This is a genomic window from Agathobaculum desmolans ATCC 43058, from assembly GCF_000701665.1.
Classification (GTDB): Bacteria; Bacillota; Clostridia; order Oscillospirales; family Butyricicoccaceae; genus Agathobaculum; species Agathobaculum desmolans.
On record NZ_JNJN01000015.1, the window covers coordinates 17,497 to 29,660 of the forward strand.

Annotated in this window: 10 protein-coding genes; 9 read left to right on the forward strand and 1 reads right to left on the reverse strand. The window is 54.5% G+C overall.

What is annotated here, in order from left to right; translation table 11 throughout:
- Window positions 1-22 precede the first annotated feature (22 nt).
- The 8 genes from T363_RS0105345 (at window position 23) to T363_RS0105385 (ending at window position 10,600) form a co-directional block, all read left to right on the forward strand.
- Window positions 23-1,180 carry an isocitrate/isopropylmalate family dehydrogenase gene (locus T363_RS0105345; RefSeq protein ID WP_031473969.1) on the forward strand — a complete coding sequence of 386 codons (1,158 nt, stop codon included), beginning with the start codon at window positions 23-25 and terminating at the stop codon, window positions 1,178-1,180.
- A gap of 34 nt (window positions 1,181-1,214) precedes the next feature.
- Window positions 1,215-1,868, forward strand: coding sequence for a redox-sensing transcriptional repressor Rex (locus T363_RS0105350; protein ID WP_031473971.1), 654 nt, complete (start codon window positions 1,215-1,217; stop codon window positions 1,866-1,868).
- Between the two features lie 375 nt (window positions 1,869-2,243).
- Window positions 2,244-4,052: a translation elongation factor 4 gene (lepA, locus tag T363_RS0105360; protein ID WP_031473973.1), complete on the forward strand. Its 1,809-nt coding sequence runs from the start codon at window positions 2,244-2,246 to the stop codon at window positions 4,050-4,052.
- A 52-nt stretch (window positions 4,053-4,104) separates the two neighbouring features.
- Entirely contained in the window at window positions 4,105-5,256 is a 1,152-nt protein-coding gene (hemW, locus tag T363_RS0105365) for a radical SAM family heme chaperone HemW (protein ID WP_031473975.1), read from the forward strand.
- Between the two features lie 63 nt (window positions 5,257-5,319).
- Window positions 5,320-5,589, forward strand: a complete 270-nt coding sequence (locus T363_RS0105370; protein WP_031473977.1) for an ACT domain-containing protein — start codon at window positions 5,320-5,322, stop codon at window positions 5,587-5,589.
- An 85-nt stretch (window positions 5,590-5,674) separates the two neighbouring features.
- Window positions 5,675-7,033 (forward strand): PFL family protein, encoded by a 1,359-nt coding sequence (locus T363_RS0105375; RefSeq protein WP_031473979.1) that lies wholly within the window; start codon window positions 5,675-5,677, stop codon window positions 7,031-7,033.
- Window positions 7,034-7,450: 417 nt separating this feature from the next.
- Window positions 7,451-9,361: an acyl-CoA dehydrogenase family protein gene (locus T363_RS15485; RefSeq protein WP_078096921.1), complete on the forward strand. Its 1,911-nt coding sequence runs from the start codon at window positions 7,451-7,453 to the stop codon at window positions 9,359-9,361.
- Window positions 9,362-9,385: 24 nt separating this feature from the next.
- Window positions 9,386-10,600 (forward strand): FprA family A-type flavoprotein, encoded by a 1,215-nt coding sequence (locus T363_RS0105385; RefSeq protein ID WP_031473983.1) that lies wholly within the window; start codon window positions 9,386-9,388, stop codon window positions 10,598-10,600.
- 187 nt (window positions 10,601-10,787) lie between these two features.
- On the opposite strand, the gene T363_RS0105390 is transcribed toward T363_RS0105385, so the two are convergent.
- The gene (locus T363_RS0105390; protein ID WP_031473985.1) at window positions 10,788-11,123 is read right to left on the reverse strand and encodes an arsenate reductase family protein; all 336 of its coding nucleotides are present in this window, start codon (window positions 11,121-11,123) and stop codon (window positions 10,788-10,790) included.
- Window positions 11,124-11,241: 118 nt separating this feature from the next.
- Here T363_RS0105390 and T363_RS0105395 point away from each other — a divergent pair, with 118 nt between their 5' ends.
- Complete coding sequence (locus T363_RS0105395) at window positions 11,242-12,075, forward strand: TraX family protein (protein WP_031473987.1); 834 nt, start codon at window positions 11,242-11,244, stop codon at window positions 12,073-12,075.
- Window positions 12,076-12,164 lie beyond the last annotated feature (89 nt).

The following is a 12,164-nucleotide window of genomic DNA, read 5'->3' on the forward strand; positions in this document are numbered from 1 at the left end:
ATGGTAGCAGGAGGACAGGAAAATGTCGATCGACCAGTCCATTTTAGATAAATTTGAAGCAGTGGTAGAGAGCCAGCGCAAGCGTATCCTTGATATGAAGGCGCAGGACGATTTTATTGATTATTCCAAGCTGGATAAGCTGATTATCGGCGTGTGCGGCGGTGACGGCATCGGCCCGATGATCACCGGCATGGCGCAGCACGCGTTGGAAACGCTGCTGGCTGACAAGGTAAAGACCGGCAAGGTTGCGTTTCGCGTGATCGACGGCTTGACCATCGAACGCCGCGCTGAGCTTGGCTGCGCGATCCCGCCCGACGTGATGGAGCAGCTCAAACAGTGCCATGTGATCCTCAAGGGGCCGACCACGACCCCGCGCAAGGGCGACCCGTGGCCGAATGTGGAATCTGCCAATGTGGCGATGCGCAAGGCGCTCGATCTGTTTGCCAACGTGCGTCCCGTTAAGGTGCCTGCGCTTGGCATCGACTGGACATTTTATCGTGAGAATACCGAGGGCGGCTATGCAGTCGGTTCGCAGGGCGTGCAGATCGATGACGATTTGTTTATCGACTTTACCGTTGCAACCTCGCAGGGCTGCGAGCGCATTGCACGTCTGGCCTTTGATTATGCGCGCAAGACCGGAAAAAACCGTGTTTCCTGCGTGACCAAGGCCAATATCATCAAAACGACAGACGGAAAGTTTTTGGATACCTGCCAGAAGGTCGCGGCGGAATATCCCGAGGTGGAGTTCGACGACTGGTACATCGATATTATGACCGCAAAACTGCTGGATGATAAGCGCCGCCGTGATTTCAAGGTGGTCGTGCTGCCTAACTTGTACGGCGATATTATCACCGATGAGGCGGCGGAAATCCAGGGCGGTGTCGGCACGGCGGGCTCAGCCAATATCGGCAAGCGCTACGCGATGTTTGAGGCGATCCATGGTTCGGCGCCGCGTATGGTGCAGGAGGGCCGCGCTCAGTATGCAGATCCGTCCTCTGTGCTGCGTGCAGCGGTGATGCTGCTCGAGCATATCGGTGAGATCGAGCTGGCCGGTAAGCTCGACCGCGCACTGGATATCTGCATGTTCGAGGAGAAGAAGGTTGTGGTCAATGGCCGCGCTACGGGAGCGACCGCACAGGAGTTTACGGATTACGTGCTCGACACGATCGCCGGGCTGTAAATCGCTTTAGACGAAGAGGGAGGAAGAGGGATCTGTGGAACGCAAGCAAGAGGTTTCAAAGGCGGTGATTCAGCGCTTGCCGCGCTATTACCGCAATATCTGTGAGCTGAAAGCAGAAGGTGTGCAGCGTATTTCGTCGCGCGCGCTGGCAGAGCGTATGGGACTGACAGCTTCCCAGATCCGGCAGGACTTCAACTGCTTCGGCGGTTTTGGACAGCAGGGATATGGTTATAATGTGGATAAGCTGTTGGATGAGCTGGGGGCGATCCTCGGCCTGCGCGCAGGGCGGACGGCTATCCTGATCGGCGCGGGCAATTTGGGCCGGGCCTTGCTGAACAACTTCGATTTTGCGGCAAGCGGATTTGAACTGCTGTGTGCGTTTGACGCCAATCCGGAACTGACCGGCCAGCGCTTCGGCGGGTTTGAGGTGCGGCACAGCGATACGCTGAGCGCGTTTCTGGAAGAACGCAAGCCGGATGTGGCGGTGCTGACCATCCCGCGCGGGAATGCGCCGGCACTGGCACGCAAGCTGGTGGAGCGGGGGATTCGCGGCCTGTGGAACTTTACGGGCGAGGATTTGCATCTGGAAGGACTGGGTGTGCCGGTGGAAAACGTGCACCTGTCCGACAGTATGATGACGCTGTGCCATTTGGTCGGCACACGGGAAGACAGCATGCCGCATAAATGACCTGTTGACAGGTTTTAATGTATGCAGCAGCGTGTGTTTAACAGCATTTGCAATACAAGCTGGGGTCAGGTACTTGTGCCTGACCCCGGCTTTTTTGTATTAAGACAAAAATTCCGCATGACATTGCGTTTCCGCGCAGCAGAAGAGAAGTGCCATATGCCGGAAAACAGGTTGCTGCGGCCGCCGCAGCCGCGGTGCGCAAGCTGCATTTTTATTTCCTCCGAAACAGAATGTACCGGTGAAAGGATTTGTGAAAATGATGGGTATTTTGGCGCATTGCCGGTCTTCCGTTATGCAAAAGAATGCTTGTGGGAAAACAAGGGACGTGCTATAATAAACCATACGCAATTACGGAACAGATAAGGAGCTTTTGGTGTGAACAATCGCGGACAAATTCGCAATTTTTCCATTATCGCACATATCGACCACGGCAAATCCACGCTGGCTGACCGTCTGCTGGAGCAGTGCAAAGCGGTCACCCAGCGCGAGATGGAAGAACAACTGCTGGATAACATGGATCTGGAGCGTGAGCGCGGCATTACGATCAAGGCGCGCGCGGTGCGCATGGAATACGAGGCAGATGATGGCAACACCTATCAGATGAATCTGATCGACACCCCGGGGCACGTGGACTTCAATTACGAGGTTTCCCGCTCGCTGGCTGCGTGTGAGGGTGCGCTGCTTGTGGTAGATGCGGCGCAGGGGATTGAAGCGCAGACGCTCGGCAATACCTATCTGGCGATCGATGCCGGACTCGAGGTCGTGCCGGTCATCAACAAGATCGACCTGCCCGCGGCCGATCCGGCACGCGTGAAGAACGAGATCGAGGATATCATCGGTATCCCGGCGGAAGATAGTCCCGAGATCTCGGCAAAAATGAATCTCAACATCCACGAGGTGCTCGAGCGCATCGTATCCGATGTGCCGCCGCCGTCGGGGGATGCCGAAGCGCCGCTGAAAGCACTGGTGTTTGACAGCCAGTACGATCCGTATAAGGGCGTTATCGTTTATATGCGCCTGATGGACGGCTGCATCCGTCCGGGGATGCGTGTAAAGATGATGGCGACCGGCGCGGTCTTTCAGGTGCTCGAGTGCGGTTATTTGCAGCCGTTCGGCCTGTCGCCGCAGCAGGAGCTGCGTGCGGGCGAGGTAGGTTATTTCACTGCATCGATCAAAAATGTGGCGGATACCCGTGTTGGTGATACGGTTACCGAGGCGGATCGCCCGACAGCGGAGGCGCTGCCCGGATACCGTCCGGCGCGGCCGATGGTCTATTGCGGTATTTACACCGAGGATGGATCTAAATATCCCGATCTGCGTGACGCACTCGAAAAATTGCAGCTCAACGACGCAGCGCTGTCCTTTGAGCCGGAAAGCTCGGTCGCGCTGGGCTTTGGCTTCCGCTGCGGTTTTCTCGGGATGCTGCATATGGAGGTCATTCAGGAACGGTTGGAACGCGAGTTTGACCTGGATCTGGTGACCACACTGCCTTCGGTGGTATATGAGATCACCAAGGCGGACGGCACGACCGTACACTGTGATAATCCGCATGATTATCCGGATCCGGCCGTGATCGAGGAGGCGCGCGAGCCGTTTGTTAAGGCGACGATCATGACGCCGAACGAGTTTGTCGGCAATATCATGCCGATGTGTCAGGAACGGCGCGGCGTGTTCAAGGATATGCAGTATCTGGATGCCAATCTGGTAGAACTGCATTATGAAATGCCGATCAATGAGATCATTTATGATTTCTTTGATGCACTCAAGGCGCGTACCAAGGGCTATGCGTCGCTGGACTATGAATTTCTGGATTACCGGCCGAGCGATCTGGTCAAGGTGGATATGCTGCTTAACGGCGATCAGGTGGATGCGCTGTCCTTTATTGCACACCGCGAGAAAGCGTATGGACGTGCGCGGCGGATCTGTGAAAAGCTCAAGGAGAACATCCCGCGGCAGTTGTTTGAGATCCCGGTGCAGGCGGCGATCGGCGGCAAGGTCATTGCCCGCGAAACCGTAAAGGCCATGCGCAAGGATGTGCTTGCCAAGTGCTACGGCGGCGACATCACGCGTAAAAAGAAGCTGCTGGAAAAGCAGAAGGAAGGCAAAAAGAAAATGCGTTCGCTCGGCACGGTGCAGCTGCCGACGGAGGCGTTTATGGCGGTGCTCAAGCTGGACGAGGAGTAACCGCGCCGTTTGCCGCAGGTGCAGCGGCAAAAATAACAACTGGGTGGGCAAAATGAGTAAATTCAGTTACAGAAATAAACCGCTCGGGCTGTATCTGCACATCCCGTTCTGTGTGAAAAAATGCGGATATTGCGATTTTTATTCGGTCGAGGACCGGGAGCTGATGAAGGAATATGTATCCGCGCTGCTGCTGCATATCCGCTCATACGGCAAGGTGTGCAGTGGCTATACGGTGGATACGGTATATATCGGCGGCGGCACGCCGACCTGCCTCGGACCCAAATATTTGGGCCGCATTTTGCAGGAGATACGCAACAAGTTTCCGCTGGCAGAGGATGCGGAGATCACTGTGGAGTGCAATCCGGAAAGCACGGATAAAAAAGTGCTGGACGTGATGAAAAAACAGGGCGTGAACCGGCTGTCGTTTGGTGTGCAGTCCGCGCATGATGAAGAGCTGCGTGCCATCGGCCGGATCCATACCTTTGCGCAGGCGAAGGAAGCGGTGGAGCTGGCGCGGGAAAAGGGTTTTGCCAATATCAGTCTGGACCTGATGTACGGTCTGCCCGGACAGACGCAGGAAATGTTTTTGGACTCGGTGGAGCAATGTCTGGGATTGGAACCGCAGCATTTATCCTGCTATGGGCTGAAGCTGGAGCCGGGGACGCCGATGGGACGCGAAAATCCTGTTCTGCCGGATGACGGTGCACAGGCGGATACCTATCTTGCTATGTGTGAGCGGCTGCGGGACAAGGGATATGAACACTACGAGATCTCGAATTTTGCCAAGCCGGGCTGCCGCTCGCGTCATAATATGAAATACTGGGATCTGTCCGAATATCTCGGACTGGGCCCGGGAGCACATTCGTTTATGAACGGACGGCGGTTTGCATTTGCACGCGATCTGAAGGCCTATATCGGCGGGGAGGATATCGTGCAGGATGAAGACGAGGTGCCGACCTTTCAGCGGCAGGGCGAGTATTTGATGGTGCGCCTGCGCACCGCGGACGGTGTGGATTTCCTCGATCTGGAAAAACGGTATAATATCGATTCCACGCCGTATGAGGAAGCGTTCCGCGGCCTGATGGGAAACGGTTTGGTCGCGCATCAGGGTACCCGGTGGTATTTGACGGAAAAAGGCTTTCTGGTATCCAACAGCATCATCAATATCGTGGTCGCGGCGGGGCAGGAGCAGATGACGTCCTGATCCGGTTAAAGGGAGCGGTGCTCCATGAAATATATAACGAAACATCATTTTGGAGGAATCAGTATGCGCGCAGTTATTACGGTGGTCGGTAAGGATCGGACGGGTATCATTGCCAAAATTTCGGATACGCTGTACCGGCATGAGGTCAATATTGTGGATATTTCGCAGAATGTTATGGAGGATATGTTCGCAATGGTCATGCTGGTCAATATCGATCATTGCACGGTGGAGTTCAATGCGCTGGCCGATGTGCTCGACCGGGACGGCGAGGCGCTGGGCATGAAGATCCATACCATGCATGAGGATATTTTTGACGCGATGCACAAAGTGTAAAGCAGAAAACGAATGAGGACGGCGCACAGTGCAGGCGCTGTCGGTTCTGCATTTTCAATGAAAAAATGGAGTTTTTGCCATGTCAATGATCAATACAAAAGATATTCTGGAAACCATTAAGATGATTGAGGAGGAGCACCTTGATATCCGCACGATTACGATGGGTATCTCGTTGCGCGATCTAGCGGCGGATGATATCCATGTGCTGGCGGATAAGATTTATGACAAGGTGACACGCCGCGCGGAAAAGCTGGTCGCCACAGGTGAACAGATCGAGCGCGAATTGGGCATCCCGATCATCAACAAGCGGATTTCGGTAACGCCGATTGCGATGATCGGCGCCACTTCGTCTGCAAACAGCTATGTGCCGCTGGCCAAGGCGCTCGACCGCGCCGCCGCAGCGACCGGTGTGAATTTTGTCGGGGGCTTTTCCGCGCTGGTGCAGAAGGGCTTTGCCAAGGGTGATGAGATTCTGATCCGCTCCATTCCGGAAGCACTGGCGGAAACCAATCTGGTTTGCTCATCGGTCAATGTTGCATCTACCAAGGCGGGTGTCAATCTGGATGCGATTGCGCTGATGGGACGCATTATTAAGCAGACAGCAGAGTTAACGAAGGATAACGATTCGATGGGCTGCTCCAAGCTGGTCGTCTTTGCCAACGCGGTAGATGACAATCCGTTCATGGCAGGTGCGTTCCACGGCATCGGTGAGCCGGAAACCGTGATCAATGTCGGCGTATCCGGCCCGGGCGTAGTGCAGTCGGCGATCCGCCGCGCGGGCGACTGCTCGATCGGTGAGGTGGCGGACGTGATCAAAAAGACCGCGTTCAAGATCACCCGCATGGGGCAGCTTGTCGGCGCACTGGCAAGCCAGCGGTTAGGCGTGCCGTTTGGTATTGTCGACCTGTCTCTGGCGCCGACGCCGGCGATCGGTGATTCGGTTGCGCGGATTCTGGAAGAGGTTGGTCTGGAGGTCTGCGGCTGCTGCGGCACGACGGCGATCCTTGCGATGCTGAACGATGCGGTCAAAAAGGGCGGCGTGATGGCGTCCTCGTCGGTCGGCGGCCTTTCGGGTGCGTTCATCCCGGTATCCGAGGATGAAGGCATGATCGCCGCAGCGCAGTCGGGGGCGTTGACGTTGGAAAAGCTCGAAGCGATGACGGCGGTCTGTTCGGTGGGAATCGATATGGTTGCGGTGCCCGGCGACACAACGGCCGAGGTGATTTCCGGCCTGATTGCGGATGAGATCGCCATCGGCGTGGTTAATACCAAGACAACCGCAGTGCGTGTGATCCCTGCGGTTGGGAAGGGTGTCGGCGATGTGGTGGAATTTGGTGGTCTGCTGGGCAGCGCGCCGATTATGCCGATCGCAACCGGCTCGCCGGCGAAATTTATCGGCCGCGGCGGTCGTATCCCTGCACCGATCCAAAGCCTTAAGAACTGATTATTTTGCGCGGCGGCATTTGATTGACAAGCAAATCCTATGCACAGCAGCGCATATAAAATAGTATTTGCGATGCAAATGCAGAAAAAGTCAGGCCATGTGCCTGACTTTTTCTATTTAACCGCCGTGGGGAGGAGCGCAGAGTGCTGCAGGCAAAGATGTTTCGATCGTTTGGGAACTGCCAAAAGGCAGTTCTTTTTTTATTTTGACAAACAGTTCGTTTTGATACAAGAAAACAATACAAAAACAGTATATTTATATTGTGCAAATCGATATAAAAAGGATGAATATACAAAATAAAATTAGAAAATTTGTGCAAATCGCAGTTGACTGAAAAGATACGATTATGGTATTCTTTAATCAAGCTAATGAGTAATAAATACTATTTGAAATATGCTCAAATAAGGAGGTTCCCCTATGTTGTTCCGTACTACCGAGGCGCACGAAAACTTACGCGCTCAGATCCGCTCTTTTGCGGAGACCGAAGTGAAGCCGCTGGCTTTCCTGCTCGATAAGGAAAACGGTTTTCCGACCGAAGCGGTTAAAAAGATGGGCGAGCTGGGATTTATGGGTCTGCCATATCCCAAGGAATACGGCGGCGCCGGTTTGGATATTATGAGCTATGCAATCGCGGTGGAAGAGCTGTCCCGCGTGGACGGCGGCACGGGCGTCATCCTGTCCGCCCATGTTTCGCTGGGTTCGTGGCCGATCTTCGCGTTCGGCACGGAGGAGCAGAAGCAGAAGTATCTGGTGCCCTTGGCCAAGGGTGAAAAAATCGCCGCATTCGGTCTGACTGAGCCGAACGCCGGTTCGGATGCCGGCGGCACGGAAACGACGGCGATCGATAAGGGCGATTATTACCTGCTTAACGGCAATAAGATTTTTATCACCAACGCACCTAAGGCGGATACCTATGTGGTGTTTGCGGTCACCACGCCGGATATCGGCACGCGCGGTATTTCCGCTTTCATTGTGGAAAAAGGTTGGGAAGGCTTTACCTTCGGTGACCATTACGATAAAATGGGCATCCGTTCCTCTTCAACGGCGGAGCTGATCTTTAACGATGTTAAGGTTCCCAAGGAAAATCTGCTCGGCAAGGAAGGCCAGGGCTTTAAGATCGCAATGGCGACGCTGGACGGCGGACGTATCGGCATCGCATCGCAGGCGCTCGGTATTGCGCAGGGCGCATACGAGGCGGCGGTGGATTATGCGAAGGAGCGTATCCAGTTCGGCAAGCCCATCGGCTTCCAGCAGGCGATCGGCTTTAAGCTGGCGGATATGGCGACCAAGCTGCGCTGTGCGCGGATGCTGGTCTACTCGGCGGCGGAGCTGAAGGAGGCGCACGAGCCGTATGCAACCGAAGCGGCCATGGCCAAAATGTACGCATCGGATATCTCGCTTGAGGTCACGAACGATGCCTTGCAGATTTTCGGCGGCACCGGTTTCCTCAAGGGTATGGATGTCGAGCGTATGTACCGCGATGCCAAGATCACAACGATTTACGAAGGCACCAACGAGATCCAGCGTGTGGTCATCTCGGCGGGTATTCTGGGCAAGCCGCCCAAGAGCGAGGGCGGATCATCCAGCCGTGCAAAGAAGCCTGCACCGGTTACCGGTGTGCGCAAACGCAACATTTTGAAGGAAGGTTCGGCGGAGGAAAAGGTCGCAGCGCTGGTGGAAGCGCTTAAGAAGGACGGCCATGATTTCACCGTTGGTATCCCGATCGATACGCCGATCACGCAGGCCGAGCGTGTGGTTTCTGCGGGTCAGGGCATTGGTGACCGGGAAAATATGAAGCTGGTGGAAGATTTGGCGGCAGCAGCCGGTGCGGCGGTGGGTTCGTCCCGTCCGGTGGCAGAAACCCTCAAATATGTGCCGCTTGACCGATACGTCGGTATGTCCGGCCAGAAGTTCAAGGGCAATCTGTATATCGCCTGCGGTATTTCGGGTGCGATCCAGCATCTGAAGGGCATTAAGGATGCTTCCACGATTGTGGCGATCAATAAAAACGGCAATGCGCCGATCTTTAAGAATTGTGATTACGGCATTGTAGGCGATGTGAATGAGATCCTGCCGCTGCTGACGGCAGCGCTCGATACCGGTGACAAGCAGCCGGCGCCGCCGATGGTCAAGATGAAGCGCCCGCCGGTACCCAAGCCGGAACCCATTGGCAAGCGGTATGTCTGCGGCGGCTGCGGTTACGAGTATGTGCCGGAGCTGGGCGATGAGGATGCTGAGATCGCACCCGGTACGCTGTTTGAAAAGCTGCCCGAGGATTGGGTTTGCCCGGAGTGCGGCGAAGGCAGAGAAATGTTTATCGAAGGCTGACCGAATACAAAGGAGGATTGAACTATGTACTGTGTACGCAATGTAACGGAAGATCTGTATTGGGTCGGCGCAAATGACCATCGTCTGACTCTGTTTGAAAATATTCATCCGATTCCGCGCGGCGTTTCCTATAACGCATATTTGCTGATGGATGAGCAGACCGTATTGTTTGATACCGTGGACTGGTCGGCGTGCCGCCAGCTGCTGGAGAATATGGAGCATGTACTGGACGGCCGTCCGCTAGACTATCTGGTCATCAACCATATGGAGCCGGATCACGGTGCGTCGATCGAAGAGGTTTTGCTGCGTTATCCGAACGTTAAGGTGATCTCTACCGAAAAGTCCTTTATGCTGATGCGGCAGTTTGGCTTTGCAGTCGATTCGCATGAACTGATCGAGGTTAAGGAGGGGGATACCCAGTGCTTTGGTAAGCATACCGTTACCTTTGTAGCAGCCCCCATGGTGCATTGGCCGGAAGCGATGGTTACCTTTGACCTGACGGACGGCGTGCTGTTCTCCGCGGATGCGTTCGGCACCTTCGGTGCGCTGGATGGCAAGCTGTTTGCGGACGAAGTCAACTTTGATCGCGATTGGATCGATGATGCACGCCGCTATCTGACCAATATCGTAGGAAAATACGGCCCGCATGTACAGCTGCTGCTCAAAAAGGCCGGCGGTATTCTGGATCAAATCAAGTATATCTGTCCGCTGCACGGTCCGGTCTGGCGGGAGGATCTGGGATACTTTATCAACAAGTATGACCTTTGGAGCCGGTATGAGCCGGAGGAAAAGGGTGTTATGATCGCCTATGCCTCGATGTACGGCAATACCGAAGCGGCGGCACAGGCGCTGGCGGCCAAGCTGTGCGAACGCGGTGTGACCAACGTGCATCTGTATGATGTATCCAACACCCATGTTTCCTATCTGATCTCGGAAAGCTTCCGCCTGAGCCATATCGTACTGGCATCGGTGACGTATAATCTGGGTATCTATCCGGTGATGCACAATTACCTGATGGATATGAAGGCGCTCAACCTGCAGAACCGCACCTTTGCCATCATTGAGAATGGTTCGTGGGCAGTTAAGTCAGGTGACCTGATGCAGAAGTTTATCGATGAAGAAATGAAGAATATGACCGTGCTCAACGAGCGCCTGTCCATGGCTTCGGCACTGCTGCCGGATAAGGCGGCGGAGTTGGACGCACTGGCAGATGCGATCGCAGAATCGGTCAACGCATAAAAGAATAACTTCCATTTTCAGCGTGAAAGCATCACAGCCCCCTGCGGTTAACCGCAGGGGGCTGTGCTTTATTGGTATGCGTGGTATTGAGGACGGTTTGCGCTGGCAGGGCGTTGAGAACCGCCGGAAAAAATTAAGCCGTCTGCCTGATTTTTTTTGTAGTTTTGCAGCGCCCGGGGCGAAGGTGTTATTCCCAAGTTTCCCAGATCGAGGGGCAGTAGCCTACGGTTGCCTGCCGCCCGTTGCGGACGATCGGGGTGTGGAGCAGCGTACCGTCCTCCAGCAGCTTTTGGATCTTGTCCTCCTCATAGGCAAGATAGGCAAGCGAAGCATACGCCTTGCTTTTTTCATCGATCAGCGTGTCCAACCCGCCGGCAGCCTTGCGCACACTGTCCAGTTCGCCGCGCGATATGCCCTTTTGTGCCAGATCGATCATCTGGAATTTGATGCCGCGCTCTTTGAACCAACGCTGGGCTTTTTTCGTGTCAAAGCATTTGTTTTTGCCGAAAATCTGAATATTCATCACATCGAACTCCTTTGTTTGCATTATAGCAGAGGTTTGGCTGCAAAACAAGGCTTGACAAACACATTGGATTATTGTATTATACAAATCAAACAATAATACAAAAGGGGATTTACAAATGGAAGCAACACATACCTTGGAGCGGCGGCGCGGGCTGGATGGGTTTCGGCTCAAGCTGCTGGCGCTGATCATCATGACGATTGACCATATCTATTATTTCGGTTCGGCTTTACGCCCCATGCCGGAAATATTGACGCTGATCGGCCGCATTGCCGCACCGATTTTTGTGTTTTTCGTGGCGGAGGGCTTCGCGCATACGCGCAGCCGCAAAAAGTATCTGCTGCGGCTGTATACCGGCGGCGTGCTGATGTACATTGCGAATATGCTCGTCAACACTTACTGTCCGTTGCCGGGCGGGGTTATGGTGATAAACGGTATTTTTACCACAATGGCGGTCATTGTCATCTACCTGTGGTGGATTGAAAACATGCAAAAGCGCTGGCGTGAAGGCAAAAAGGGACGCGCGGTGCTGTATGTGATAGCGATGGTTGCGCTTTTTGTCTCATACGTCCCGATTCTGATGCTGGCGGAAACGCAGATGGGTCTGATGCGTATTGCGCTTATATTTCTGCCTAGCCCGGTGCTGTGCGAGGGCAGTTTCCTGATCGTGGCGATCGGCATAGGGTTTTATTACTGTCGGAACAGCAAGCGGGCACTTGCTGTCTTTTATACCACATTCCTGCTGGTGATGGCGGCTGTGCAGTTTTTGCTTTCCTCCCGGGAGGCGTTTCTGTCGGTAGCGCCCTCGCTGTTTTTCATGTGGCTGGCGCTGCCGCTGCTTCTGCTGTACAACGGGCAGCGCGGACGCGGGATGAAATATCTGTTTTATGCGTATTATCCAGCGCATGTGTATGCGCTGGCGATCCTTACATGGCTGCTCGGCCGGGGCTGATAAAAAGAGTAGTGCATTTCGGTAGATGAGTATCAGCAATACGCGTGGCAGTGCGCATAAGACAGCATTTTCGATCGAAAGACTGTTCG